The sequence below is a fragment of the Curtobacterium phoenicis genome, from assembly GCF_047238015.1.
GTDB lineage: Bacteria > Actinomycetota > Actinomycetes > Actinomycetales > Microbacteriaceae > Curtobacterium.
The window spans coordinates 2,798,834-2,823,669 of the sequence record NZ_JBDFLZ010000002.1; the positions used below are offsets into that span (position 1 = coordinate 2,798,834).

26 protein-coding genes, 3 tRNA genes and 1 pseudogene are annotated in these 24,836 nt (G+C 68.9%); 13 read left to right on the plus strand and 17 right to left on the minus strand.

Translation table 11 applies throughout. The features are described from left to right. The first annotated feature begins 44 nt into the window (after positions 1–44). From ABC270_RS13285 to ABC270_RS13295, 3 genes are all read left to right on the plus strand, one after another. Positions 45–761 (plus strand): hypothetical protein, encoded by a 717-nt coding sequence (locus tag ABC270_RS13285; RefSeq protein ID WP_412881227.1) that lies wholly within the window; start codon positions 45–47, stop codon positions 759–761. A 718-nt stretch (positions 762–1,479) separates the two neighbouring features. After that, positions 1,480–1,662, plus strand: a complete 183-nt coding sequence (locus ABC270_RS13290) for a hypothetical protein (RefSeq protein WP_412881228.1) — start codon at positions 1,480–1,482, stop codon at positions 1,660–1,662. 92 nt (positions 1,663–1,754) lie between these two features. Then, a tRNA-Arg gene (locus ABC270_RS13295) sits at positions 1,755–1,826 on the plus strand. 2 nt (positions 1,827–1,828) lie between these two features. On the opposite strand, the gene ABC270_RS13300 is transcribed toward ABC270_RS13295, so the two are convergent. From ABC270_RS13300 to ABC270_RS13310, 3 genes are all read right to left on the minus strand, one after another. Then, the gene (locus tag ABC270_RS13300; RefSeq protein WP_412881229.1) at positions 1,829–2,191 is read right to left on the minus strand and encodes a calponin homology domain-containing protein; all 363 of its coding nucleotides are present in this window, start codon (positions 2,189–2,191) and stop codon (positions 1,829–1,831) included. A 10-nt stretch (positions 2,192–2,201) separates the two neighbouring features. Continuing rightward, positions 2,202–2,405: a hypothetical protein gene (locus ABC270_RS13305; RefSeq protein WP_412881230.1), complete on the minus strand. Its 204-nt coding sequence runs from the start codon at positions 2,403–2,405 to the stop codon at positions 2,202–2,204. 69 nt (positions 2,406–2,474) lie between these two features. After that, positions 2,475–2,924, minus strand: a complete 450-nt coding sequence (locus ABC270_RS13310) for a hypothetical protein (protein ID WP_412881231.1) — start codon at positions 2,922–2,924, stop codon at positions 2,475–2,477. Between the two features lie 419 nt (positions 2,925–3,343). Here ABC270_RS13310 and ABC270_RS13315 point away from each other — a divergent pair, with 419 nt between their 5' ends. From ABC270_RS13315 to ABC270_RS13335, 5 genes are all read left to right on the plus strand, one after another. Continuing rightward, the gene (locus ABC270_RS13315; protein ID WP_412881232.1) at positions 3,344–3,883 is read left to right on the plus strand and encodes a hypothetical protein; all 540 of its coding nucleotides are present in this window, start codon (positions 3,344–3,346) and stop codon (positions 3,881–3,883) included. 73 nt (positions 3,884–3,956) lie between these two features. Next, positions 3,957–4,118 (plus strand): hypothetical protein, encoded by a 162-nt coding sequence (locus tag ABC270_RS13320; RefSeq protein ID WP_412881233.1) that lies wholly within the window; start codon positions 3,957–3,959, stop codon positions 4,116–4,118. A gap of 216 nt (positions 4,119–4,334) precedes the next feature. Then, positions 4,335–4,646, plus strand: coding sequence for an HNH endonuclease (locus tag ABC270_RS13325; RefSeq protein ID WP_412881234.1), 312 nt, complete (start codon positions 4,335–4,337; stop codon positions 4,644–4,646). A gap of 223 nt (positions 4,647–4,869) precedes the next feature. Beyond that, a complete protein-coding gene (locus tag ABC270_RS13330; RefSeq protein WP_412881235.1) occupies positions 4,870–5,214 on the plus strand; it encodes a phage terminase small subunit in 345 nt (114 codons plus the stop codon). Continuing rightward, positions 5,205–5,690 carry a hypothetical protein gene (locus ABC270_RS13335; RefSeq protein ID WP_412881236.1) on the plus strand — a complete coding sequence of 162 codons (486 nt, stop codon included), beginning with the start codon at positions 5,205–5,207 and terminating at the stop codon, positions 5,688–5,690. The genes ABC270_RS13330 and ABC270_RS13335 overlap by 10 nt, the downstream gene beginning before the upstream one ends. A 284-nt stretch (positions 5,691–5,974) precedes the next feature. Here the strand turns inward: ABC270_RS13335 and ABC270_RS13340 are convergent, their stop codons facing one another. The 3 genes from ABC270_RS13340 to ABC270_RS13350 form a co-directional block, all read right to left on the minus strand. Continuing rightward, positions 5,975–6,796, minus strand: a complete 822-nt coding sequence (locus tag ABC270_RS13340) for a GAF domain-containing protein (RefSeq protein ID WP_412881237.1) — start codon at positions 6,794–6,796, stop codon at positions 5,975–5,977. Between the two features lie 171 nt (positions 6,797–6,967). Next, positions 6,968–7,678: an Ltp family lipoprotein gene (locus tag ABC270_RS13345; protein WP_412881238.1), complete on the minus strand. Its 711-nt coding sequence runs from the start codon at positions 7,676–7,678 to the stop codon at positions 6,968–6,970. Between the two features lie 284 nt (positions 7,679–7,962). Continuing rightward, on the minus strand, positions 7,963–8,184 hold the full coding sequence (locus ABC270_RS13350) for a hypothetical protein (RefSeq protein WP_412881239.1): 222 nt from the start codon (positions 8,182–8,184) through the stop codon (positions 7,963–7,965). A gap of 160 nt (positions 8,185–8,344) precedes the next feature. On the opposite strand from ABC270_RS13350, the gene ABC270_RS13355 reads away from it, so the two are divergent. After that, on the plus strand, positions 8,345–8,647 hold the full coding sequence (locus ABC270_RS13355; RefSeq protein WP_412881240.1) for a hypothetical protein: 303 nt from the start codon (positions 8,345–8,347) through the stop codon (positions 8,645–8,647). 132 nt (positions 8,648–8,779) lie between these two features. Here the strand turns inward: ABC270_RS13355 and ABC270_RS13360 are convergent. From ABC270_RS13360 to ABC270_RS13400, 9 genes are all read right to left on the minus strand, one after another. Continuing rightward, positions 8,780–8,855 (minus strand) — tRNA-Thr (locus ABC270_RS13360). A 91-nt stretch (positions 8,856–8,946) separates the two neighbouring features. Next, positions 8,947–9,570, minus strand: a complete 624-nt coding sequence (locus ABC270_RS13365; protein WP_412881241.1) for a TetR/AcrR family transcriptional regulator — start codon at positions 9,568–9,570, stop codon at positions 8,947–8,949. Positions 9,571–9,916: 346 nt separating this feature from the next. Then, positions 9,917–11,059, minus strand: a complete 1,143-nt coding sequence (locus tag ABC270_RS13370) for a DNA polymerase III subunit delta' (RefSeq protein WP_412881242.1) — start codon at positions 11,057–11,059, stop codon at positions 9,917–9,919. 25 nt (positions 11,060–11,084) lie between these two features. Continuing rightward, positions 11,085–11,720, minus strand: coding sequence for a dTMP kinase (gene tmk, locus ABC270_RS13375; RefSeq protein ID WP_412881243.1), 636 nt, complete (start codon positions 11,718–11,720; stop codon positions 11,085–11,087). Further along, entirely contained in the window at positions 11,717–14,497 is a 2,781-nt protein-coding gene (gene topA, locus ABC270_RS13380; protein WP_412881244.1) for a type I DNA topoisomerase, read from the minus strand. Before topA ends, tmk begins: the two co-directional genes overlap by 4 nt. Before the next feature lie 556 nt (positions 14,498–15,053). After that, a complete protein-coding gene (locus ABC270_RS13385; protein WP_412881245.1) occupies positions 15,054–15,356 on the minus strand; it encodes a hypothetical protein in 303 nt (100 codons plus the stop codon). A gap of 10 nt (positions 15,357–15,366) precedes the next feature. Further along, positions 15,367–15,564 carry a DUF4244 domain-containing protein gene (locus ABC270_RS13390; protein WP_412881246.1) on the minus strand — a complete coding sequence of 66 codons (198 nt, stop codon included), beginning with the start codon at positions 15,562–15,564 and terminating at the stop codon, positions 15,367–15,369. Positions 15,565–15,677: 113 nt separating this feature from the next. Continuing rightward, on the minus strand, positions 15,678–16,478 hold the full coding sequence (locus ABC270_RS13395) for a hypothetical protein (RefSeq protein ID WP_412881247.1): 801 nt from the start codon (positions 16,476–16,478) through the stop codon (positions 15,678–15,680). A gap of 149 nt (positions 16,479–16,627) precedes the next feature. Further along, positions 16,628–17,632 (minus strand): TadA family conjugal transfer-associated ATPase, encoded by a 1,005-nt coding sequence (locus tag ABC270_RS13400; protein ID WP_412881248.1) that lies wholly within the window; start codon positions 17,630–17,632, stop codon positions 16,628–16,630. A gap of 557 nt (positions 17,633–18,189) precedes the next feature. Between ABC270_RS13400 and acs the strand changes: the two genes are divergently transcribed. Then, positions 18,190–20,145, plus strand: a complete 1,956-nt coding sequence (gene acs / locus ABC270_RS13405) for an acetate--CoA ligase (protein ID WP_412881249.1) — start codon at positions 18,190–18,192, stop codon at positions 20,143–20,145. An 81-nt stretch (positions 20,146–20,226) separates the two neighbouring features. Here the strand turns inward: acs and ABC270_RS13410 are convergent, their stop codons facing one another. Together ABC270_RS13410 and sp36 are read right to left on the minus strand one after the other, a co-directional pair. Continuing rightward, positions 20,227–20,688, minus strand: coding sequence for a RidA family protein (locus tag ABC270_RS13410; protein WP_412881250.1), 462 nt, complete (start codon positions 20,686–20,688; stop codon positions 20,227–20,229). 11 nt (positions 20,689–20,699) lie between these two features. After that, positions 20,700–20,843 (minus strand): annotated as a pseudogene (gene sp36, locus ABC270_RS13415) (Sp36 family protein); the annotation flags it as partial. A 50-nt stretch (positions 20,844–20,893) separates the two neighbouring features. Here sp36 and ABC270_RS13420 point away from each other — a divergent pair. The 3 genes from ABC270_RS13420 (at position 20,894) to ABC270_RS13430 (ending at position 24,591) form a co-directional block, all read left to right on the plus strand. Continuing rightward, entirely contained in the window at positions 20,894–23,458 is a 2,565-nt protein-coding gene (locus tag ABC270_RS13420; RefSeq protein ID WP_412881251.1) for a transglycosylase domain-containing protein, read from the plus strand. Further along, entirely contained in the window at positions 23,455–24,417 is a 963-nt protein-coding gene (locus ABC270_RS13425) for a metallophosphoesterase (RefSeq protein ID WP_412881252.1), read from the plus strand. The genes ABC270_RS13420 and ABC270_RS13425 overlap by 4 nt, the downstream gene beginning before the upstream one ends. Positions 24,418–24,517: 100 nt before the next feature. Continuing rightward, positions 24,518–24,591 (plus strand) — tRNA-Pro (locus ABC270_RS13430). Positions 24,592–24,836: the final 245 nt, after the last annotated feature.

Sequence of the window (24,836 nt, forward strand, 5' to 3'; positions counted from 1 at the left end):
CGTGCGGTGTTTCGCAAGTCGTCAAGCAAGGGCATCATCGAGGGGTGCTGCACCCTACAAGTCATCTCAACGACAAGCAGATCCGGCTGTTGCGATGGGTTCAGCGTGGCTGCCCGGCCGGCGAGTACGTCGATGACAACTACGGACACCGCATCACAGCGAAGGCGCTGGCGAGTCGCGGACTAGTTCGCGTCGCGGGCCATGGACCGAGCTGGAAGGCGACCCTGACAGACGCTGGTATCTCTCGTATCGCCGAGCTCACACGGTCAACGACTGCGGAAACTGCCGAGGACGAAACGGCAGACGTCGCGGACGACCTGGCAGCCCTCGCAGACCGACTCAAATCCGCCGGAGGGTGCTTGGACCTGAACGGCCGCGACGACGATGTCGACTACCCGAAGCTTGTATGGCGCTTTAATAAGAGCGAGTACCGCCCCCGAGGCAAGGGACTCCACCTTTCCCACCCCAGCCGGAAGGATCAGAGACAGCTGCGGTTGGAGTACCGGGATTGGTACTGGGACCTGGTCGAGATACCCGAGGTCCAAGCAGTTGCTCAAAAGTCCCACCTCGGTGCGCTCGCAAAGACATTTTTGGAGTCGAAAGACGACCAGTTTGTGACGAAGGAGTCACTCGCCAGAGCTGCACGCATCATCGAATCGATCGTCCGGCATGCAGCCAAAGCCGGCGTCACCACTAGAGATCCCCGCGCCGTGGACGAGCGCACCCGACGCAATGGAGGCTCGGCCAGAGAGTGGAGTTGACACGTCGAGCTCGAAGCAGGCGCAGCCGTGTTGCGCGTGCAGGTCCGCGAGGTCGCCGCTGGCGGTGCCGAGAAGTTCGACTGGTCCAGCGGTGGATCGTTTGACCGGAAGCGCTATGACCAGGTTCAGCGCCTTCCGCGATGGCAACGCAACCGGAACTACTGGTTCGTTCCGACGGGGAAGCTGGAGCTACGAGTCGCTCGGCCAGGGTTCGGGTTCGACGGATCCAAGTGGGGCGACACAAGGACGCAGCAGCTCGAGAACCGCCTCGGCGAGGTTTTCCAGCGGCTCGGCGTCGTGCAGCTTGAACGGCAAGCGGCAGACCGGCGAGCGAAGGCGGCCGAAGAGAAGCGCGATCGAGACTGGGCGGCAGCTATGACACGCGCAAAGGCCCTGTTCCGAGCGAGCCAGGAAGAGGCTTTGCTCGTGGAACAAGCGGGGAATGGAGGCGTCAGCGGGAGGTTGCGGCCTTCATCGAGGAGCTACAGCGCCGAAGGCGCGGACAAGAGGACCACGCCGCCACGGACGAATGGATCGCGATTGGCGAGCGGGTATGCCGACAACTTGATCCGTTCGGTGCGCTGGCGAAACCCAACTTCCCGACGCCCACGGCACAAGACCTCGCCCCGTACCTCAACGGCTGGAGCGCCTACGGCCCGCGCGTACGGCGGTAGGCGCGTCAACCGCACCTGCACGCGTTTCTCGACAGGCTTGAGGTATGACGCAGAAGTACGAAGACGCGAAAAACGGCTGGTTCGCACTGCGCACCGATGGAAGCCGCATGGGGCGCATCAAGGAAGAACTCGGAGGCTTCACGGCAGCGGTTGGACACGAAGGTCGAGAACTCAGCATCTACACGACGAAGGAAGCCGCTTGGGACGCGATTGCCGGAGACGATTGATCCGCCCCGTACTTGCGGGGGTGTTCATCCAGCCTCTATAATTAGAGCAACGACGCATGCCCGTGAACCATCGGTTCGCGGGCATGCGTTTTGCGCCCCTAGCTCAGCGGAAGAGCAGCGAGCTTCTACCTCGTAGGTAGGCAGTTCGAATCTGCCGGGGCGCTCCTCACGAAAGCCGGAGTTCGATCGTCACCTCATCGAATGAGACATCAGCGGGAATTCCTGTCTGCAGCTGAATCCACTCCGGCACGAGGTCGCCGTTGTAGTAGGTGACCCCGTCAGTCGCGTGGCGGGCTTGTCCGTTCGACGTGATCGTGAGGTCCATCTGGAAGCCGAGCGAACCGCTCGGCTCGCTGATCGGGATGCCAGCAGGATCGAGCAAGAGGTCGAATCCGAGATGCTTCCCCGGCACCTCACCCCGCACGTCGATCCGCCTCACGGCGATGATTTGCGGCCCTCGGGCAGGCCACTCGAGCAGCACCGGGAACGAGGAACCGTTTGCAGCCGTACCGATCAGTTTGCTTTGCATAGCCCCGATCCTAAAAGGCCTCCTCGTCGCGCCCTTCTCGGATACGCGCCTTCGCGTCTTCGAGTTCGACTTCGCGCTCTGCGAGGCGCTTCACGACGGCCGGGCGCTCCTTCGCCCGCCGCGCGGGGGTGTCGCGGAGGAGGAGAACGACGCCGCCGAGGATGATTCCGAGCAGCAGCAGCAGGAAGACGACAACGAAGATGGTTCCGGCCATGCTGTGAGCCTAACCAGCACCACAGCCCCTAAATCTCCGAACGCCCAGCCCTTTCCTTGACGCCCAGACTCAGGCTCCGTGAGCATTCAATGCGCCGATGACGACGAAGACGCCGCCAGCTAGTCCGACGACGATCGCGACAACAGACGTGATGAAACGTGTACGGTCCGATTCGGCGATCCCCCAACTGTCAAGTACGACTAGGATGCTCTGAGCGACCACGGACAGCACGACCAAGACCGCGCCGATCACGTCGGCGAGAGCCCGGAAAGGGCTGCCGGCATCCTTCGTGTACACGAACTGAGCTACCGCGAACGCGATCAGCATCGCGACGATGGCAACCGACGGAACGGCCCACCATGACCTCGGCGGCTTCCGTTCCGCTCGCACACCAGCGGCGGGAGACATGCGCGCTACGTCCGCCTCCAATGTGGCGAACGACGCCGCCAGCCTGTCATGCCGAGCCGACAGCACAGCCAGCTCCCCGGACAAGCGTTTGCTGCTTGAAAAGATCCCCATGGAAGAAGCTCTCGGCCAACTGGCGTCAGCCGTTAGCCTTCAACCACCGCGGTTCGACTTCGGCCGGCCACCCTCGCTGTCGCAAACCTGAGCATCCGCAGTTGACCATCGGGGCGTCGTCAGCCTCCGTTCGAAGGTCTCGCTCTCCGGAGGACGCTCCTCGAAACGAGCCCTCACACTTCCTCGTGCCCGCAGATCACATTCCGCCATCGCGCTGCGTCGAGCTCGGGGATCTACTCCCGCATCGCACTCGCTCGGGTCGAGCACGATGCGGGCCCAACGCGCCGTCCTCCCTTGGCAACCTGCTGGTGACACGCAGACCCGGGACGTGAGCGGCGACCACCTCAGCTAGAAGAGCTCAGCCATTCAGGTCACGGATGATGTCGCACGAGCTGGAGACCGACCGATACGCTCCAGAAGTGGACCAACTCGGCGATGCGCTCAGCAAGATCATTATCCCGGTGATCATCGCCGTTGTCGGCTGGCTGTTCACCGTAGGAGACCGGCGCAGCGTCACTCGGCTGCTCTCCGATATCAAGACAGCAGCCGACGCAATGAACGCTCTAGACGAGACCGAGCAACATGCACGGGACGTCCTACGCAGCCAGATCGACACCAATGTCCGAAAGCTCGAACGTCGGAACGCGCCCGGCCGCGGCAAGAAAGCGCTCCGAGTCATCGGCATCGTCCTACTCGCAGTCGCATCAGCCGCACTCCTCGGAATCGTCGGCTACTTCATCTCCACCACCAGCGGTTACTCCCGGATTCCCGACATCGCCGCGGCCGCTATCTCTGGTATAGCCGGACTCGTATCGCTGCTCTACGCGGCCCGAGGCATCCGTGAAGCAAAGGAAGCAACAGAGAGCGCGGAAGAAGCCGCTGCCCTACGCAGGGACGTTGAGGCTAGAGCCGAAGAGATTTACCGCAACTACCTCCGGCATGCCTCTGGCAAAGGGTGACGGGCGGTTGGGTCGCCATGGTGCCGGCGATCTGCGAGCCGAGCGGAAGCGCCCGACGACCTAGGAGGCCCCGATGACGCTCACCCAGATCCGCGCCCTGCTCAAGCAGCACGGACATAAGACCACCGCCGAGATCGACCGCTTCGACGTCAAGCGCGCGGTCGGTCTCATCATCGGTGTGGACGTCATGCTCACCGACGGGACCGTGACCTACCTCCCGGTCGAAGCCGGGTAGGGGCCAGCGATGACCGGAGGGGCGCGACCGGCCGGGTACCCGGAGACCCCGCCAACCGGATACCCCAGCCCGCCGCCCGGCCCGACCGACCCCATCAGCGCACACCGCACCAGAACCAGCACGCGCATCCCGCTCGAGCCCATCGGCTACGACAGCGACAGCGCGCCGCTCTGGCCATGGCAAGTCCTCGACGGCGACTGAACGCAGGAGCACAACGTGGGTGAGCAGTGGTCAGGCAGCACACGCAAGCAACGACTGCCACGCGACTGGCAACAACGACGCGCGACCGTCCGCGACCGTGCCGGCGGACACTGCCAAGCCATCATGCGCGACGGCACACGCTGCACTGAGGTCGGCACAGACTGCGACCACATCGTGCACGGCGACAACCACGACCTCGCGAACCTACAGTGGCTGTGCTCATGGCACCACGACAAGAAGACCGCGCAAGAAGCAGCACGAGCACGACGCTTCACACGGGTTCCATCGGCCCGCAAGCCGCGCGAGAAGCACCCAGGACTGCGCTGAACGTCACTTTCACCAGCCCCAAACTCTCCTCAAACTCTTCGGCACCCCACCACCCCCTCCCCCCGGGTCGGTCCTGGTTGTAGAGGTGCTGTGGCTGAGGCTGTGTACGGGTCCGGGGGTTTTCGCCGAGTTTCACCAAGCCCTGACATTTCAATGCCGGGCGCGCCACCTGCCCGCCTGACCGAAACGGCCTCGAGGGCTTCACCCGAAACGGGAGCCCCACATGCCTGGACGAGGCCCTGCGCCGAAGGCTGCAAACAAGCGAGCCCGCCGGAACGCCGAGCCGGTCACGATGCGGATCCTGCCGGCGATCATCGCCGAGCAGCCCGAGCTGCCGACCCGCTACAAGTCGAAGGACGAAGAGGACGGCACCTGGCGCGACGAGGTCGACTGGCCGATCGTCACCGTGCGCTGGTGGGCGATGTGGCGGGACTCGCCGCTCGCGGCCGGCTTCACGTACAACCTCGGCCGCGGTGCGGTGGCGGCCGCGATCTACTCGATGACCGAGCTTCCCCGGTGGCGGCTGCGCGACATCGCTCGCGACCGGGAGGTGAACGGATGGCCGTAGCCCAGACGGGCCCGGACCCGACGATCGTCGTCGCGATAAGCGGAGCGGTCGCCGTGATCGCGACGGGTCTCATCACCGCGTGGACGGCCCGCCGCGGCGCGAAAGCAGACGCGAAGCGGCAGCAGCAGGAAGCCGGCTTCACGCAGGCGTTCGACCTCGCGAAGTACATCCGTGAGGAAGTCGCGAAGGGCATCGCTGACGCTACGAAGCCGCTGCGTGAAGAGTCCGACAAGCAGCGCTCCGAGCTCGACGCCATGAAAAAGGTCGTTGGGTCGCTCTACGGCCGCATCACCCGGATGCGGGACGCGGTTCGCGAGTTCGTCCACGACTGGCGGGCCGCGTGGGGCAAGCAGGACACGCCACCGCCACTTAGCCAGCACATCCGCGAACTCCTCGAGGACGAGCAGGACTTCGACTACGACACCCTCACCGCCGCTCAGATCAAGCAGATCATCGCTCCCGAATCAGCCGACTAGGCCGCGGCGAGCGCCGCTAGAACGAGCGAAGCCCCCACCGAATCAGCGGTGGGGGCTTCGTGTCGTTGATGAGGTCGGGGGTTAGCTGGACATCCGGGCGTGCAGCCGACGCTGGCGTCGCCGAGAGGCTTCCGTGCGAACCAACTGTTCAGCCTGCTCGCGAAGCGCCTTCACGACGTCCGGATTGGACAGGTCTGCACGCTTCTTGGAGGGGCGGGGGGTTTTCGTAGTTGCCATAATTTTTTCCTCCCTGACGTTGAGTGTAACTCCAGCTGATGACATCTTTACGCTCGATCCTTTGGAGTGTGCAGAGCAAACGCCACTCCGACGAGCGCAGCGAGCGACTCCACAAGACTGCTGTCGGTTTCGTCCAGGTCACCCGGCATAGGTGCGTCGACGGTCAGCATGCCTTTCGGTACGCCGTCCACTGTGACTGGGGCCGAGATGAACGTCTTGTAGCCCTTCCCGCTGCCTTGCCATCCGGGAAGTTGCTCAGCAGTCAGGTCAGCGACGAACAGGGGCGTTCCCTCTCCAAGCCACTCGAATACCGCGTCCCCGCGTCCGTCATCCCCCTCAGTGAAGGGCTTGGGCTTGCCCCGCCGCCCGGTGTGAGTCTCGACGGCCAGCTGCCGGGACCCTGCTCCGGCGTCCGTGGATCGGTAGACGACGACACGAACGTCTGCCGCGAAGCTGATGCTGAGTACCTGGCTCGCGCGATCGATGACCCGCTGGTAGTCGCGCTGGCGATTGGCCTGAGGCTTGCCGACCATCTTGGTCAGGTCCTCAAGGCTCGGCACGAAACCCTGCTCGAGTGCGACTTGGAACGCGCCTGCCTCAGAGCTCAGGCTCTCCTTGTTCTTCCGTCTGCTGTGCTCGACGACGGCAGACAGCGCCAACCCCAGCACCGTCACCGAAATACCCGTCGCGAACCACCGTCCCGAGAACTCGTCCGTGCCCGGAGTGCCGGATACGACGAACGCAAACCCGCCGAACGCGGTCGAGATGCCTCCCAACCACGCCGGCACCCAGGCCAGGTTCTGGAAGCACCACTCGATCTTTGCGTAGATCGGGCGCGCGGGCACGCCGTCCCGACCGTCGATTGTCACGAGGAACGAGACTATCTCAGAGGCACGGCAACGAACGACCACAGCCCCACCGACCCTCGTGGGTCGGTGGGGCTGTTTCGTCGTTGGCGCGGGGTCGGCATGTCCCGACAGGGTGGAGCAGTTCCGCCGGCCCCGCTGGCGGCCAGCACTGACCGGTCGCGTGCGGGCAACCTAGTCGTTCAGGTGTGCGACGGCGTAGTCGGCCTGGTCCTGGGTGAACTTGTCGGCGATGTTGCTGGTGAGCTGGTCGCGGATCGCTTCGGGTGACATGCTCATCATGTCCTGGTAGTTCTTCGCCGTGGCGAGCGCGTTCGCGTTCCAGTCGGCCTCGACGTGGTCGACGGCGTAGGCGGCGGCCTCGTCGGAGAACTGGTCGGCGACGTCGGACGTCAGCTGTGCGCGGATGCCTTCCTTCGACAGGTGCAGGGTGTCGGAGTAGTTCTGCGCCGACTTGAGCGCGGAGGTGTACTCGGCGGGGACGTCCGAGTCGCTCGAGCTCTCGGATGCGTCGTCGGATGCCTCCTGCGACGGGGCGGACGAGGCCGCGTCCTCGGTTGCGGCCGGCGCGGACGACTCGAGAGACCCAGACACGCTGCTGATCGCCGCGGAGTAGATCGACGCGGTCGTGATCCCGACGATGAGTGCGATGCCGCCGAGGATCGTGCCGGCGATCGCTAGCCCGCGGGTCCGGTTCTTCTGGATGAGACCGATGATGCCAAGCACCAACGCCACGACGCCGAGGAAAATCGACACGAAGTTCACGAACGGGATGGCGCACCCGACGATCGCGACGATGCCGACGATCAGGGCAGTGAGGCCGAGCGGGTTGGATCGCTTCGGTGCGGTCTGCGTGGTGGTGGGCGCGGGCTGGTAGTCGGTCATCGGTTGCCCTGGTTACTGCTGTGGACCGCCTGAGCATACGGGCAGAGTTGAGGAAACCGCGACCCTAGTCCGAGGCACGCGGATCAGAAGATCCGGAAGCTGAACCCCTTCCCGAGCCGGATCGTCACGTGTTCCTTCGACGAGATAGAGATCGGACCACGCCTGGCGCTCGCCGAGACGCCACGCTGTGTCACGTTCAGGCCAACGCCACGGCCAATGCGCCTGCTCTCCGGGAGAGGAGCCCCATCAGCCCTCGGCCTCGCGGTCACTTTGGCCGTTAGCCCTCAGTAGTTCCGAGACCAAGATCCGTACCAGGTGTAGCTCCGCCCGTCGGCTAGCCCCACCACTGGCCGGTCGTCAGCAGTCCATATCTTCACAATCGGAGATCGCTGTGCCAGTTCGAGATCACTCCCAGCCTCGATCGCCTTCGTGACGAGCTCGAACGTGAGGGGCAGACGCCCCTCATCGTGAGCCAAGTCCAACTCCTCGAGCCAAGCGGCGAGCACCCGCGAGAGTCTAACGGCTGAGGTCGCATCTGACTTGAGGTTGCTAGCGGCAATGAGAGCCGCCTGACGATTGTTCACGTCCGCCAGCTAACTACGGACGATCTCACTAACGCGAGCACAATCTCGTGGGCAAGACGCATCTGGCGGATAGGGTTCGAGCATGACTCAAAACCTCGAGATTGTCAGCGAAGCTCCCGCCGTACAGGTTGCAGGCCGTTCCGACAACGTCTCAACTCTCGACTACGAACGAATCCGTGCTGTGATCGACCCCGCACACTCGGCCATCCCAACCCAGCTCGATCGGCTGCAGGAGATGTCCGGCAAGGATCGCTGCGACACGCTCGAGGAGTCCGTCCGCAGTCTTTCCGATGCAGTCTCCTCGCTCGCTGGCGAGCTTCTCTCCGTTGCTCGGGCAGTGAAGTTCGGCCGCATCGCAGTGACGAACTTCCCCGAGCGAGATTGAGCGCTGCCCTCGTCCACCGATTGGTATCGGCACACCGCCCCAACGTAAATGCGTGTACCGCTGTGTGCACCGGGGCGGACAAAGAAGCCCCGGCCAAGGATGCTATAAGCGGTCTTGACCGGGGCTTTTGTGTGGAGCCGCCTGTCGGAATCGAACCGACGACCTATTCATTACGAGTGAATCGCTCTGCCGACTGAGCTAAGGCGGCGGACGCCCCGTTGCCGGGGCATCGTGACGCTCCGAGAACGGTGCGTCTGGCGCTCCGTTGCCGGAGCGGCACGAGCAATGACTATACAGGCTCAGACCAGTGAACGCGAAACCAGCGCGCCGAGGTCGGCGAAGGACCGCTCGAGCTCGTCGACGAGGTGCACGTCGCCGCCCTGCTCCGACCACTCCCACCACGCGTGCCGCAGCGTGCCGAGCGCCACGATCGACGCCAGACGAGCCTGCCGCCGGCGTGCGTCGGGGTCCGGCTCGGTCGGCTCCAGACGACGCGTGACCGCCACCTCGATCTCGTGCTGGAACTCCTTCATCGAGGCCATCCGACGGGAGAACAGCTCGGGGTTGGCGCGCAGCACCTCCTGCCGCTCCGCGATGAGCCCGCGCTCGTCGATGAGCGCCTGCGTCGAGTGCACGAGGAGGTCGCCGAGGTCCTGCAGGAGGTCGCCCGTCGGACCGCCCGCGACGAACCCGGCGAGGGCGTCGTCGTCCGGCAGCGTGGGGTCGTCCCCGAGGATCGCCTGCTCCTTGCTCGGGAAGTAGTTGAAGAACGTGCGCGGGGAGACGTCGGCGCGGCGGGAGATCTCGTCGACCGTGACGGCCGCGAGGCCGTCCTCCGCTGCGATGCGCAGCGCCGCCTGCTGGATGGCGAGTCGGGTGGCGAGGCGCTTCCGCTCGCGCAGGCCGGGAGCTGCGTCGGACATGCCGCGATTCTCCCACGCGGGATCGGCCGGGAGGCTGTGGGTTGCGTCAGGCGTGCCGCCACGTGGGCGAGGACGGACGGGACGCGCGCGGCGGGCTGGGCGCGTGCCTCCAGGCTGTCGGTGCGGCAGGGGCCAGCAGGGCGCGGCTCGACAGCGCGCGGTACGACGCGGCCCGTCACCGCGGCGCGACTGGCCAGCGTGACACGGTCTCTCGGCGCGCGGCACGACTCGTCACCGCGGCGCGGCCGACAGCGGCCGGCGCAGCTCGCCGACGGCCGGCGCGGGCTGTCAGCGGCCGACCCACTCCGTCACCGCTGCGCGGTGTGTCAGCGCGCGGCGCACCCCGTCAGCGCGCGGCGCGCGCGATGGTCACGAGCAGGGCCTCGAGCGCGAGGAGAGCCGCGACGTTGGCGGCGATCCTCGCCCGGGCCGTCGTGACCGCGTCGAGCACCTCGAGCGCAGCCGCCGGCGGCACCGACGGGAGCGCCCGTTCGAGTTCGTCACGCATGGACAGGTTGACCGGCTCGGCGGGCGCGCCCAACCCGAGCAGCAGCAGGTCCCGGTACAGGGACGACACGTCCACCAGGATGCGGTCGAGGCCGTCCCGGAGGCTCCGGGTGGCCCGGCGCTTCTGGTCATCCTCGAGCGCGCGCAGCTGGGACCGGAGGGCCGGCGGGATCGTGCCGCCGGGCTCGACACCGAGGGAGCGCAGGGCCGCGTCGCGTTCCTCCCCGTCGCGCTCCTGCGTGATGGCCTTGGCGTCCTCGTCCGCGACGGCGAGCAACTCGGCGGCGGCCGTCACGGCGTCGCCGACGCTCCGCACGCCGAGGACCGTCGAGAGGGTGCGGCGACGACGGTCACGAGCGTCCGCGCTCGTCGCGAGACGCTGCGCCATGCCGATGTGGCTCTGGGCCTGGCGGGCGGCGTCCATCGCGAGCACCCGGTCGACCCCGGTGCGGGCGACGAGGAGGTCCGCGACGGACTCGATGCCGGGCACGCGCAGCCGGACGGAGCGCACCCGGGACCGGATCGTGGGGAGCAGGTCGGCCTCGCTCGGGGCGCACAGGATCCAGACCGTGCGCTCGGGGGGTTCCTCGAGGGCCTTGAGCAGCAGGTTCGAGGTGCGTTCCGTCATGCGGTCGGCGTCCTCGACGATGACGATGCGGTACCGGCCGACGGACGGCGAGTAGTACGACGAGGTCACGAGCTGCCGGATCTCGTCGATCGTGATGATCACCCGCTGCGTCGTGAGGACCGAGACGTCCGGATGGGTCCGCGCCGTGATCTGCCGGAGCGTGTGGTCGTCGTCGGGGCCGTCACCGACCAGTGCTGCCGCGAACGCCGCCGCGACGTTCGAGCGGCCCGACCCGGGCGGACCGGTGATGAGCCACGAGTGCGTCATCCCCCCGGTGCCCTCGGGCGCCTCGGCCGCGCGACGCAGGGCAGCGACCGCTTCCTCCTGCCCGGTCAGGCCGTCCCACACGCTCATGCGGTCATCCTGGCAGCGACCACCGTCATGCCGGGTCGATCCCCACGACGGGACCGACTGCCGCGCGGATCGTGTGCTGCACGGTGTCGGCGTCCGCGGAGGCGTCGACGACGAGGAAGCGGTCGGGCTCCGCGGCGGCCATGTCGAGGAACGCCCGGCGGACGGACTCGTGGAACGCGGCTGCCTCGGACTCAAGCCGGTCGAAGGTGTCTCCGCGTGCGGCCGCGACCCGTGCACGGCCGACGCTGACGTCGAGGTCGAGCAGGATCGTGAGGTCCGGAGTCAGTCCCTCGGTCGCCCAGTCCGACACCGAGCGGACGTGCTCGGCGCCGAGGCCGCGCGCCACGCCCTGGTACGCGACGGACGAGTCGATGTAGCGGTCCTGCAGCACGACGTCCCCGCGTGCGACGGCGGGACGCACGACCGTCGCGACGTGGTGCGCTCGATCGGCCGCGTAGAGCAGGGCCTCGGCGCGGGGCGCCACGTGGCCGCGCTCGTGCAGCACGATGTCGCGGATCCGCAGCCCGAGGTCCGTGCCCCCGGGCTCGCGCGTCCGGACGACCGTTCGGCCGTGCTCACCGAGCCACGACGCGAGGCGCTCGGCCTGCGTCGTCTTGCCCGCGCCGTCGCCTCCCTCGAGGGTGATGAACCGGCCGGTCACTTCTTCTTGGCCGCGGTCTTGCGCGCAGGCGCCTTCTTCTTCACCGGACCCTTTGCTCGCTTGTCGGCGAGGAGCTGGACGGCTCGTTCGAAGTCGACCGCCTCGACGTCCTCGCCGCGCGGGATCGTGGCGTTCGTCTCACCATCGGTGACGTACGGACCGAACCGGCCGTCCTTCACCTTGATCGGCGTGCCGGACACCGGGTCCGCGTCGAACTCCTTGAGCGCAGCGGTCGCCGAGCGCTTGGCGCCGTACTTCGGCTGGGCGAACAGCTCGAGCGCACCGGCGAGGTCGATGTCGAAGATCGCGTCCTCGCTCGGGAGCGTCCGGGTGTCGGTGCCCTTCTTGAGGTACGGGCCGTACCGGCCGTTCTGCGCCGTGATGTCCTCGCCGGACTCGGGGTCCTGCCCGACGGTCCGGGGCAGGTCGAGGAGCTTGAGCGCGGTCTCGAGGTCGACCGTCTGCGGGTCCATCGACTTGAAGAGGGACGCGGTGCGCTCCTTCGGCGCGGCGGCCTTCTTCGTCGTCGTCTTCTTCGCCGTCGTCTTCTTCGCGGTGGTGGTGGTCGCGGTGGCGGTCGTCGGCTCCGCGGCGGCGGGCGCGGCCTCGGTGACCTCACCCGTGGCCGGGTCGACGGTGGGCTCGGGCTCGGGCGTGCGCTCGGTCACGTACGGACCGAACCGGCCGTCCTTCGCGAGGACCTCCTTCCCGGTCTCGGGGTTGATGCCGACCACACGGTCACCGAGGACCGGTGCCTCGACGAGTTCGCGGGCCTTCTCGGCGGTCAGCTCGTCCGGAGCGAGGTCCTCGGGCACGTTCACGCGACGCGGCTTCTCCGGGTCGTCGCTCGGCACCTCGATGTAGGGCCCGTACCGACCGATGCGGAGCGTCAGCCCGGGGGCGAGCTCGACCGAGTTGATGTCGCGCGCGTCGATCTCGCCCAGGTTGTCGATGACGGTCCGGAGGCCGCGCTGGTCGCCGCCGCCGAAGTAGAACCCCTTGAGCCAGTCGACGCGGTCCTCGTCGCCGCTCGCGATGCGGTCGAGGTCGTCCTCCATCGAGGCGGTGAAGTCGTACTGCACCAGGTCACCGAAGTAGTCCTCGAGCAGACGGACCACGCTGAACGCGATCCAGTTCGGGACGAGCGCGCTGCCCCGCTGGGTGACGTACCCGCGGTCGATGATCGTCGAGATGATCGCCGCGTAGGTGGACGGACGGCCGATCCCGAGTTCCTCGAGCGTCTTCACCAGGCTCGCCTCCGTGTACCGCGGCGGCGCGGAGGTGTCGTGCCCCTTGGCCTCGACGTCCGAGACGCCGAGCGCGTCGCCCTGCGCCATCTGCGGGAGCTTCGCGTCCTCGCCGTCGGTCTTCGCCTCGTGCCGTTCCTCGTCGCGGCCCTCTTCGTAGGCGTTGAGGAAGCCGCGGAAGGTGATCACGGTGCCCGACGCGGTGAACTCGGCGTCGGTGCCGTTCGCGGTCGCGGCGATCCCCTCGACCGACTCGGTGGAGCTGATACCGAGGACCACCGACGCCGTCGACCCCTTGGCGTCCGCCATCTGCGAGGCGACGGTGCGCTTCCAGATGAGGTCGTAGAGCTTCCAGTCGTTGCCGCGGAGCACCTTCTCCATCTGGGAGGGCGTGCGGAACGTGTCGCCGGCGGGGCGGATGGCCTCGTGCGCCTCCTGCGCGTTCTTGCTCTTCCCCGCGTAGCTGCGTGGCTTGTCCGGGACCGTCTCGGCGCCGTAGAGCGCCGCGGCCTGCTTCCGGGCGGCGTTGACGGCCTGCTGCGAGAGCGACGAGGAGTCGGTCCGCATGTAGGTGATGTGGCCGTTCTCGTAGAGCGACTGCGCGACGCTCATGGTCTGGCGCGCGGAGAAGCGGAGCTTGCGCGCGGCCTCCTGCTGCAGCGTCGAGGTGGTGAACGGCGCGGCGGGGCGGCGCGTGTACGGCTTCGAGTCGACCGAGCGCACGACGGCGTCCCCGGCGCGTTCGAGCACCGTCGTCAGCGCGGCGGCCGAGGCCTCGTCGAGCCGGACGACGTCGCCCGAGAGCGCGCCGCGGTCGTCGAAGTCGCGCCCGGAAGCGACCCGGGTGCCCTGGATGCGGGCGAGCTTGGCGGTGAACGCGGTGTCGCCGCGCTTCTCGAACCGGGCGGTGAGGTCCCAGTAGTTGGCGGAGACGAACGCCAGGCGCTCGCGCTCGCGGTCGACCACGAGACGGGTGGCGGCGGACTGCACGCGACCGGCGGAGAGGCCTGGCCCGACCTTGCGCCAGAGCACGGGCGAGACCTCGTACCCGTACAGACGGTCGAGGATGCGGCGGGTCTCCTGCGCGTCGACCAGTGCGGTGTCGAGCTCGCGGGTGGCCTCCTGCGCGCGCTGGATCGCCTCCTTGGTGATCTCGTGGAACACCATGCGCTTCACCGGCACCTTGGGCTTCAGCACCTGGAGCAGGTGCCATGCGATGGCCTCGCCCTCGCGGTCCTCATCAGTGGCGAGGAAGAGCTCGTCGGCGTCCTTCAACGCACGCTTCAACTCGGAGACGGTCTTCTTCTTCGCGTCGGAGACGACGTAGTACGGCTCGAAGCCGTTGTCGACGTCGACCGAGAACTTCCCCATCGGGCCCTTCTTGAGCTCCGCGGGGAGGTTCTTGGGCTCGACGAGGTCGCGGATGTGGCCGACTGACGCCTGGACCTCGTATCCGTCACCGAGGTATTGCGCGATCGTCTTGGCCTTCGCGGGGCTCTCGACGATCACGAGCTTCTTCGTGCCTGGCACGTGTCTCCTTGATCGATGGTGCTCGTCGGCCCTGGACCTGCGAGGTCGCCGGTGTGACTCGCCGTCCGGGTCGACCGAGACATCGATGACCGGGGGCCGACGTGCACACCATACACACAGAGGTGGCGCGCTCCGCTCGGTGGTCCCGCGACGGCGTCTGCGCTCACGGCGAACGCACTGCTCCCGACCGTGGCGGTCACCCGGGCGTGCGCGTCGGCCGTCGAGCAGGCGGCGAGTCGCGCTCCACCGGCTTCTGCGACGGCCGAGGCGCGGGCGCAGGGGTCGCCGGGGACCAGCCCGACGAGGGCGGCCGCCGCGGCGAGCGCTGCTGCGTCCGCGGTCGCCTGCGCCCGGACGACGGCCACGCGGTGGGTCGCTGCCACCGTGCCGACGGTGGCGACGGCCGTACCGATGCCGAGGACGACGGCGAGCAGCACCGTCACCGAACCGCGGTCCGCACCGCGCGTGACGCGCCGCGATCCCGCACCCACGACGGACCGGCCCGTACACCAGCCCACCCGAACTGCGCACGCACCGACCGTGCCCGGTCGCACGTTCACCCGCCCTGCTCCGCCGCGCAGCCCGTTGCGCGCAGCACGACGGCGGCGAACACCCCCGGCGCGGGGACGGCGAGCTCGACACAGACGAGCCCCGCCTGCGTCCGGTGGGAAGCCGACGCGCCGGGGACGGAGGCGACCGCCGCAGCGGCCGCCTCCTCGTCACCGCGTCCTGCCGCTCGCGCCGCTGTGGCGGCTGCGAGCTGGAGGGTCCCCTGCCGGTCGACCGCGACGACGGCCGCGACGAGCAGCGTCAACACGACCGCCACGGCGGGCAGGACGACCGCGAACTCCACCGTCACCGATCCGCGATCAGAGCGACAGGGCACCGCGGACGAGCTCGGTCAGGATCGTCTGGACCTCACCGGAGCGCATGACGGCGACGAGCACGCCGGCGAAGGCGACGGCAGCGAGGATCACGACGGCGTACTCCGCGGTCGCCGATCCACGGTCGTCGGCCATCCGGGCGCGGAGTTGTCGCCACCGCGTCGGCTGTCGGTGCTGGTGCATGGTGTTCCTCGTTCCTCTTCTCTCCGGTCGGCCGGACGACCGCCCGGCCGTGTCGAACAGCCTCGCCGCCGCCGGGGTCCCGATGACCTCCCGCTGCCCGGACTGTGGAGGGATCACCGCACGCCCACGACGGTGGAGGAGAGGACGCCGGCGACCACCGGCACGACGCCGACGAGGACGAACGCGGGCAGGACGCACACCCCGAGTGGCAGCACCAAGCGCACGGCGAGCCCCTCGGCCGCTGCGAGTCCGGCCGCGGCGGCGTCGTCCCGGACGTCCTCTGCGGCGGCGCGGAGCAGCGCGGCGGCCGGGACCCCCGCGCGGCGGGCGAGGGCGAGCACCTCGGTGAGCCGTGCTCGTTCGACCGCGTCCGTCTCCGCGCGCCCGGACGCGCGCAACGCTTCCTCGACGACGAGTCCGGCGTCCGTCCAGGATCCGCCGCCGGACAACGCGACCGCCCACGCGTCGAGCAGCACGCCGGGGAGGTGTCCGTCCGGCGACGCGGCACGGACCAGCCTGTTCGTCCACCGGCGGCCGAGTGCCACCAGACCGGCGGCCAGCGCCAGGCACCCCCACCCGAACGGCGACCCGACGAGGACCTCCACGGCGCCCGCGCCCCACGTGGACGAGAGCCCGACCCCGAGGACGGGCAACGCGAGGACGACGCGGGCGCTCGCGCGCGGCCCGGCGAGGGCGACCCACACGGCGCGGTCACCGGCGGCGGAGCGGCGCAGGGCACGGGCGAGCGCCCGGAGCGCCACGGCCGAGGGGGCACCGGTGCGCTCGGCGACCAGCAGGACCGCGCGGACGTCGTGCCAGGCGGGCGTGGCCGCAGGGGGAAGGCCGCCCACGAGGTGCCACGCCCGTGGTGGTGGCACGCCTGCCGAGACGAGCGTCGCGACGCGTTCGAGCATCCGCGCCGCAGCGGCCGCAGCGGCTGCGTGGTCCGACGCCGCGCCACGCCGCCGCGGTTTCGGCCCCGCCGCCGCACCGGGCGGCCCTGCCCCCTCGGCCGCTGCCCGCCGCTCGGACGCGAGGACACGACCGCCTCGCCACCGCCTCGTCACCGCCACCCGTCCACCGGGCGCACGCCGAGCCTCCCGTCCGTCCCCAGCACCGGGGTGCCCACGCCGGCGAGCCGTCGCACGCCGCGACGACGCTCGACGTGCAGCACCAGGTCGAAGGCGCTCACCGCCTGCCGGGCCAGCGCGGGCGGGTCGAACCCGGCGAGCGCACCGAGCGCCTCGAGCCGGGCCGGCACGTCCGGGAGACCGTTGGCGTGCACGGTGCCGGCCCCGCCCTCGTGCCCGGTGTTGAGCGCGGACACCAGCTCGCGGACCTCGGCTCCGCGGCACTCCCCCACGACCACGCGGTCGGGCCGCATCCGGAGCGATTCGCGCAGCAGCCGGGCGAGGTCGATCGCCCCAGTGCCCTCGGCGTTCGCCTGCCGGACCTCGAGCGCGACGACGTGCGGGTGGTCGATGCGGAGCTCGGCGACGTCCTCGACCGTGACGATGCGTTCGTCGTGCGGGACGGCAGCGAGCATGGCGGCGAGGAGCGTCGTCTTGCCGCTGCCGGTCGCACCGCTGACGAGGACGTTCCGCCGCTCGGCCACGGCCCGCTCGACGACGCGACGCGGTACCCGCTCGAACGTCCCGCTGCGCTCGAGGGCGGCGAGCGTCGGACGCCCCGGGCGCGGGAGCCGGATCGAGAGGGCGGTCCCGGTGACCGCGACCGGCGCGAGCACGACGTGCACGCGGATCCCGTCGTCGTGCCGGACGTCGGCCATCGGCGTGCTCTCGTCGACGTGCCGACCGCCACGGGCGACGAGCGCGGCGCCGAGTTCGCGGGCGCGTCGTTCGCCGAGCACGGGACCGGCCCGCTCGAGTCCTGCGCCGCGGTCGACCCACGTCCCGCGTCCTCCGACGGCGAGCACGTCGGTCACCGTGGCGTCGCGGACGAGGCCTGCGAGCTCCTCGAACTCCTCGGCCCGGACGGCGCGCTCCGAACGGGGCGGGGCCACCCCGGGCAGGAACGGTGGCGCTGGGGCGGCTCGGTGTCGGTGCATGTCCGGTGACGGTAGGGGCATCCCGACACGCGGTACGGGGACGTCGCTGTGCGGTGCACAACGGCATCGAATCCACAGCAACGGACAACTTTGTCCCCCGTTGCAGAAAGCCGTACCCCAGTCGCCGATGCACCCCCGGCACCGACAGCCGACGCCGACCGCTCCCGTCGACAGCGCCGTCGAGCAGTCGCGACCCCGCACCGGCGGTTTTCGACGTCGATGCGTCAGCATGGACCGGTCTGTCCACTCATCCGCGTACCCGCGCGGATCCGTGCGGGACACATGTGTCCGAGCGGAACGGCTGCAGCACGACGACCCCGGGAAACAGAAGAGGCGGCACCTGTTGGGGGGAACGGGTGCCGCCTGGACATCGGCGGATTGGGGGGAATCACGGCCGACGCCACCGGAAACGAGTCCGGTGATGAACACTGTACCCCACGAACACCCCTCAACGGCAACCCCGACACGAGATCCGTGACGGACGGGGCAGGGGTAGTCTCCGGGTGCTGCCGGCAGCACCACGGGTGCTGCTCCGATGCCGACGCGAAAGGACACCGATGTCCCCGACCCCGACCGACGCCGCACCCCGCCACGAGGACGGCCCGACGTTCCCCCCGTCGCCGGAGTTCGTCGCCGACGCCGTCGCCCGCGAGGACCTGCACGAGGCCGCCGCTGCCGACCGTGAAGGCTTCTGGGCCGAGCAGGCTCGCACCCTCCTCGACTGGCGGACGCCGTTCACGCAGACCCTCGACTGGTCAGACGCCCCGTTCGCGAAGTGGTTCGCCGACGGCGAGCTCAACGTCGCCGAGAACTGCCTCGACCGACACGTCCGGGCGGGCAACGGAGAACGGGTCGCGATCCACTTCGAGGGCGCACCCGGCGACACGCGGCGGATCACCTACGCCGAACTCACCGCCGACGTGCAGCGCGCCGCGAACATGCTCACCGACCTCGGCGTCGGCCGGGGCGACCGCGTCGTGGTCTACCTGCCGCTCATCCCCGAGGCCGTCGTGACGATGCTCGCCGTCGCCCGCATCGGCGCGATCCACTCGGTCGTCTTCGGCGGGTTCAGCGCCGAGAGCCTGCGCGCCCGCATCGAGGACGCCGAGGCGAAGCTCGTCGTGACGGCCGACGGCGGCTGGCGCCGCGGCGCGGTCTCGGCGTTGAAGCCGGCGGTCGACGAGGCCCTCGAGGGCGAGGGCACCGACAGCGTCGAGCACGTCCTCGTCGTCAAGCGCGGCGGCAACGAGATCGCCTGGAACGACCGCGACCTCTGGTGGCACGACGAGTTCGCCAAGGCCGCGCCGGAACACGAGGCGCAGGCCTTCCCCGCCGAGACGCCGCTGTTCATCCTCTACACCTCGGGCACGACCGGGAAACCGAAGGGCATCGTGCACACCTCGGGCGGCTACCTCACGCAGGCGACGTACACGCACCGGAACGTCTTCGACATGCACCCGGAGAAGGACGTCTACTGGTGCACGGCCGACATCGGCTGGATCACCGGGCACTCCTACGTCGTCTACGGCCCGCTCGCGAACGGCGTGACGCAGGTGCTCTACGAGGGCACCCCCGACGAACCGAAGCCCGGCCGCTGGTGGGACCTGGTCGACTCCTACGGCGTCACCGTCCTGTACACGGCGCCGACGGCGGTCCGCGCGGCGATGAAGGCCGGCCGGCAGATCCCCGAGGCCCGGAGCCTCGAGACCCTGCGACTGCTCGGCAGCGTCGGCGAACCCATCAACCCCGAGGCCTGGCAGTGGTACCGCCAGGTCATCGGCCACGACCGCACGCCGATCGTCGACACGTGGTGGCAGACCGAGACCGGCGCGATCATGATCTCCGCATTGCCGGGCGTCACGAAGCTCAAGCCCGGTGCCGCGCAGACCCCGCTGCCCGGGATCACCGCCGAGATCGTCGACGAGGACGGCCACCGCGTCGAACCCGGTGCGGGCGGCTACCTCACCATCGCCGACCCGTGGCCGTCGATGGCACGCGGCATCTGGAACGACCCCGACCGCTTCGTCGAGACCTACTGGTCGCGCTTCCCGGGCCGGTACTTCGCCGGCGACGGCGCACGCCTCGACGGGCAGGGCGACATCTGGGTGCAGGGCCGCGTCGACGACGTCATGAACGTCTCCGGCCACCGCCTCTCGACGGCCGAGATCGAGTCGGCACTCGTCGGCCACGAGGGCGTCGCCGAAGCAGCCGTCGTCGGTGCGGCCGACGAGACGACCGGTCAGGCGGTCGTCGCGTTCGTGATCCTCACCGCCGAGGCGGCGGAGGACGTCGACCGCGACGCCACGGCGAAGGAGCTGCGCGACTGGGTGGGCAAGCGCATCGGCGCGATCGCGAAGCCCCGGCAGGTCGTCATCGTCCCCGAGCTCCCCAAGACGCGCTCCGGCAAGATCATGCGTCGCCTCCTCCGCGACGCGGCCGAGGGCCGCCGCATCGGCGACACGACCACGCTGGCCGACCCGACGATCATGGCGACCATCGCGGAACTCATGTAGGTCTGCTCACGCAGGCCGCGCCTCCCGTCCGGTCCGGACAGGAGGCGCGACTCGCGTTGCGGGGGGGCGGCCGACGGTCCGTCAGTCGGTCAGTTCGACCACCAGCTCGACCTCGACGGGTGCGTCCAGCGGCAGGACCGCGACGCCCACCGCGCTGCGCGCGTGCACGCCGGCGTCTCCGAAGACGTCGCCGACCAGCGTGGAGGCCCCGTTCGCGACGGCCGGCTGCCCGGTGAACGACGGGTCCGACGCCACGAAGACCGTCACCTTCACGACGCGCGCGACGCGGTCGAGCGATCCGGCGACCGACTGGACGGCCGCGAGGGCGTTGAGCGCTGCGGTGCGCGCCTCGGCGGTCGCGGTCTCCGGGTCGACACCGGCGCCGACCTTGCCCGTGACGGGCAGTGCGCCGTCGACGAACGGCAGCTGGCCGGCCGTGTACACGTACCGACCGGTGACGACCGCGGGGACGTAGGCGGCGACCGGCGCGGCGACCGCGGGGACGGTCAAGCCGAGCTCGGCGAGGCGCTCCGTGACGCTCATGCGTCGGCCTTCGGACGCTTCAGGTACGCGACGAGTCCGCCCTCGGGACCGGTGACGACCTGGACGAGCTCCCAGCCCTCGTCGCCGAAGTTGTTGAGGATTGCCGTGGTGTTGTGGATGATCAACGGCGTCGTGAGGTATTCCCAGCGGGTCATGCGGTTCCTTGCCAGCCTTTCAGTCGGCGGTGTCGTTTAGGCTGCATCCTATGTCTGCCCAGAAGACGTCTGCCTCGCGGACCAAACCCGTCTCCGCAGTCGGTGCCTTCGTCGGATTCGTCGGCTTCAGCGTGCTCGCCGGTCTCCTCGTGACGATCGGCGTGACCCCGGCCATCGCGGTCGCCGGCGTGACGACGACCTCGACGATCGGCGTCTTCGAGTCACTCCCCGAGTACATCGAGATCGGTGACCTCCCGCAGCGCAACGAGCTCTACGCGTACCAGGGCGGCAAGAGCGTGCACTTCGCGACGGTGTACGACCAGAACCGCCAGGAACTCAAGTTCGACCAGATCAGCGACAACCTGAAGAACGCGGCCATCGACGGCGAGGACAAGCGCTTCTACGACCACGGCGGCGTCGACATGACGTCGCTCGTGCGTGCGGGCGTCGGCAGCCTCGCCGGAGGGCTCGGCGAGTCCGGCGGTGGGTCGACGCTCACCATGCAGCTCGTCCGCAACATCAAGATGCAGCAGGCGCTCGAGCTCCCCACCGAGAAGGAGCGTCTCAAGGCCTACAACGAGGCCACCGAGACGACCATCCCCCGCAAGCTCGAGGAGATGAAGCTCGCGATCGGCCTGGCGAAGAAGTACTCCAAGAAGGAGATCCTCACCGGGTACCTCAACATCGCCTACTTCGGCGACCAGACGTACGGCGTGCAGGCCGCCGCGCAGCACTACTTCAACAAGTCGGCGACCGACCTCACGCCGGCCGAGGCAGCGTCGATCCTCGCGATCGTGCAGTCGCCGAACACCCGCAACCTCTCGACGCCGAAGAACTACGAGGCGAACAAGGCCCGTCGCGACGTCATCCTCAAGTCGATGCACGCGCAGAAGCACATCGACAAGGCAGCCTTCGACAAGGCCATCGCGTCGAGCCCGAAGGACTACGTGCACCTCACCCAGCCGACCCAGGGCTGCCGAGCCTCGGTCGGCGACGGCTCGCAGTTCTTCTGCGACTACGCCGTGAAGGTCGTCAAGGGCATGTCGCAGCTCGGTGGCACGCAGAAGGAGCGAGACACCGCCTGGCGCAACGGTGGGTACAAGATCCAGACGACGCTGAACATCGACCTCAACGCCCAGCAGAAGCAGATCCTCAACACCTACGACAACAAGGCGGAGACGAACCTCAAGCTCGGCGCGACGCTCAACTCGATCGAGGCCGGAACCGGCCGAATCCTCACGATGGCGCAGAACAAGGACTACGACCAGTCGCTGAAGTCCGCGTCCACTTCGACCTCGATCAACTACAGCGTGGACTACAAGTACGGCAACTCCGGCGGTTTCCAGACCGGTTCGACGTACAAGCTGTTCACATTGCTGCAATGGTTGAAGGCCGGGCACGGGCTGAATGAAACGGTCAGCGGAACACCGAAGCTGATGGAGACCGGGTGGACCGAGTGCGGTGCGCCGTACTACGCCGGCGGGTACACCCCCAAGAACGACTCCCCCGGCGAGAGCGGGAACTACACCGTGGCCCGAGCGACCGCTCTCTCGATCAACCTCGCGTTCCTCAACATGGCACAGCAACTTGATCTGTGTGACATCAAGAAGACCGCGGAGTCGCTCGGGGTGCACCGCGCTGACGGCGGGGAGCTGAAGTCCAACCCGACTTCCGTCCTCGGCATCAACGAGATCGCCCCGATGACGATGGCCGCCGCCTACGCAGCGGTCGCAGCGAACGGTCTCTACTGCAAGCCGATCGCGATCGAGCAGATCACGAACGCTGCGGGCAAGAAGCTCGGCGGACAACCGCGCGACTGCAATCAGGCCATTGAACCCTCGATCGCGCAGGCGGCCATCTACGCGATGAAGGGCACCATCTCAGGCGGCACTGCTGTCGGTGCCCAGACGCCCGACGGCACCGAGCTGTTCGGCAAAACCGGTACGACGGACGACGGGAACCAGATCTGGCTCGTCGGCAGCAGCTCGAAAGTCGCGACCGCGTACTGGCAGGGCAACACCGACGGGAAACTGACGAACCTCCGTCACTTCAGCAACGGCGTCAACGGCACCTACGCCGGTGCGCGTGCAAACGTCTGGCAGCAGGCCCAGACCCCGGTGAACGCGGCCTACCCGGCCGGACCGTTCACCACGCCGGACCAGTCTGCCCTCCGCGGCAACAGCATCGCGGTGCCGGACGTCACGGGCAAGACCGCCGACGAGGCACGATCGACGCTGTCGGCCGCTGGGTTCAGCTACATCGACGGCGGCGCGCAGCCCGGCACAGGCGATGCGGGGCAGGTTGCCAAGACCTCGCCGGTCGCGGGGTCGTACCTCTCCAGGGGTGCGAGCGTGACGGTCTACACGAGTGACGGTTCGCAGGCGTCGGTGCCGAACGTGTCGGGCAAGGACGTCGGCAGCGCCCGCTCGCAGCTCGAGTCCGCCGGCCTGAGCAACGTGTCGGTCTCCGACCAGTTCGAGAAGGGCGGCGGCTCCAAGGAGTGCAAGGTCGCATCGACCGACCCCGCAGCGGACTCCGTCGTGGGCAAGGACTCCGCCGTGACCGTGAAGCTGTACGGCACGAAGGACGGCAAGGCGCCGAAGGGCTGCAAGTGACGCGCGGCCGCGCCGCGCTCGGGGTCCTCGCAGCGGGCGCGGCCGTGAGCGGTGCCGCTGCCGCATGGGGCTCGCTCGTCGAGCGGCGGCGGTTCGGGATCCGGTGGGAGACCGTTCCGGTCCTGGCGCCGGGGTCCCGGGACATCGTCGTGCTGCACCTCTCGGACATCCACATGGCGCCGTGGCAGGCGGACAAGCAGCAGTGGCTGCGCGACCTCAGCCTGGTGGAACCCGACTTCGTGGTGAACACCGGCGACAACCTCGGCCACGCCACTGCGAACTCCGCGGTCGAGTACGCGCTCGAACCCTTCCGCGGAGTGCCCGGAGCCTTCGCGTACGGCTCGAACGACTTCTACGGCCCCACGCCCCGGAACCCGTTCAAGTACTTCGGCGGCCCGAGCACGCACGGGTCGGGCAGGGGGCCGCGTCCGGTCGAGCTCGACATCGACCGGCAGACGGCGTTCTTCGAGTCGCTCGGCTGGCTCGACGTGAACGACCATGCCCACGCGATCGAGCTCCGCGGCTCGCGGCTCGAGCTGTTCGGGACGTCCGACGCGCACCGCGACTGGGACCGGCTCGACCTCCTCCCCACCAACGTCGACGAGATGCGCAGCGACGTCCCGTGGTCCGAGGACGAGGACGGCCCCGCGCCGGTCTCCATCGCGATCACCCACGCGCCGTACCGCCGCGTGCTCGATGCCTTCGTGACGCAGGGCGCGGACGTAATCTTCGCCGGGCACACACACGGTGGACAGGTCCAGGTGCCAGGGCTCGGCGCGCTCGTCACGAACTGCGACCTCCCCCGCCGGTACGTCAGCGGGCTGCACAAGTGGGAGCACCGGAACCACTGGTCGTGGCTCGAGGTGTCGGCCGGACTGGGCACGTCGATCTACGCCCCCGTGCGGTTCTCCTGCCGCCCGGAAGCCGTCGTCGTGACGCTCACGGCGAGGACCGACTGAACGCCAGTCCGACGCGCCCGGGCGTCACGGAGATGGTCGTGAGCACCCTCGATCATCCGGTAGACTTCTGGGGTTGCTCCGGTTCGGAGTGATCACACCGCGGGGTGTGGCGCAGCTTGGTAGCGCGCCTCGTTCGGGACGAGGAGGTCGCAGGTTCAAATCCTGTCACCCCGACAGCAAGGCCCTGGTCACACGACCAGGGCCTTTCTCGTTGCAACGCAGGGCGCCCGGGTCGTCGCAGGGCGTCCGGGTCGTCGCAGGGCGCCCGGGTCGTCGTGGGCAGCTGCGCCGCGCCGCCGCTGTGCACGTCGCGCCGAGGTTCGACGACTCGCCGTGCGCCGTCCGTCGAGGTTCCACGACTCGCCGTGCGCCGTCCGTCGAGGTTCGACGACTCGCCGTGCGCCGTCCGTCGAGGTTCC

What these genes read in the sequence shown, in the direction of transcription:
- ABC270_RS13290 (WP_412881228.1), top strand. Translation starts at nt 1,480, where the DNA reads ATGACGCAGAAGTACGAAGACGCGAAAAACGGCTGGTTCGCACTGCGC.
- ABC270_RS13300 (WP_412881229.1), bottom strand. Translation starts at nt 2,191, where the DNA reads ATGCAAAGCAAACTGATCGGTACGGCTGCAAACGGTTCCTCGTTCCCG.
- ABC270_RS13305 (WP_412881230.1), bottom strand. Translation starts at nt 2,405, where the DNA reads ATGGCCGGAACCATCTTCGTTGTCGTCTTCCTGCTGCTGCTGCTCGGA.
- ABC270_RS13310 (WP_412881231.1), bottom strand. Translation starts at nt 2,924, where the DNA reads ATGGGGATCTTTTCAAGCAGCAAACGCTTGTCCGGGGAGCTGGCTGTG.
- ABC270_RS13320 (WP_412881233.1), top strand. Translation starts at nt 3,957, where the DNA reads ATGACGCTCACCCAGATCCGCGCCCTGCTCAAGCAGCACGGACATAAG.
- ABC270_RS13330 (WP_412881235.1), top strand. Translation starts at nt 4,870, where the DNA reads ATGCCTGGACGAGGCCCTGCGCCGAAGGCTGCAAACAAGCGAGCCCGC.
- ABC270_RS13335 (WP_412881236.1), top strand. Translation starts at nt 5,205, where the DNA reads ATGGCCGTAGCCCAGACGGGCCCGGACCCGACGATCGTCGTCGCGATA.
- ABC270_RS13345 (WP_412881238.1), bottom strand. Translation starts at nt 7,678, where the DNA reads ATGACCGACTACCAGCCCGCGCCCACCACCACGCAGACCGCACCGAAG.
- ABC270_RS13355 (WP_412881240.1), top strand. Translation starts at nt 8,345, where the DNA reads ATGACTCAAAACCTCGAGATTGTCAGCGAAGCTCCCGCCGTACAGGTT.
- ABC270_RS13365 (WP_412881241.1), bottom strand. Translation starts at nt 9,570, where the DNA reads ATGTCCGACGCAGCTCCCGGCCTGCGCGAGCGGAAGCGCCTCGCCACC.
- ABC270_RS13370 (WP_412881242.1), bottom strand. Translation starts at nt 11,059, where the DNA reads ATGAGCGTGTGGGACGGCCTGACCGGGCAGGAGGAAGCGGTCGCTGCC.
- ABC270_RS13390 (WP_412881246.1), bottom strand. Translation starts at nt 15,564, where the DNA reads ATGCACCAGCACCGACAGCCGACGCGGTGGCGACAACTCCGCGCCCGG.
- ABC270_RS13395 (WP_412881247.1), bottom strand. Translation starts at nt 16,478, where the DNA reads ATGCTCGAACGCGTCGCGACGCTCGTCTCGGCAGGCGTGCCACCACCA.
- ABC270_RS13400 (WP_412881248.1), bottom strand. Translation starts at nt 17,632, where the DNA reads ATGCACCGACACCGAGCCGCCCCAGCGCCACCGTTCCTGCCCGGGGTG.
- acs (WP_412881249.1), top strand. Translation starts at nt 18,190, where the DNA reads ATGTCCCCGACCCCGACCGACGCCGCACCCCGCCACGAGGACGGCCCG.
- ABC270_RS13410 (WP_412881250.1), bottom strand. Translation starts at nt 20,688, where the DNA reads ATGAGCGTCACGGAGCGCCTCGCCGAGCTCGGCTTGACCGTCCCCGCG.
- ABC270_RS13420 (WP_412881251.1), top strand. Translation starts at nt 20,894, where the DNA reads ATGTCTGCCCAGAAGACGTCTGCCTCGCGGACCAAACCCGTCTCCGCA.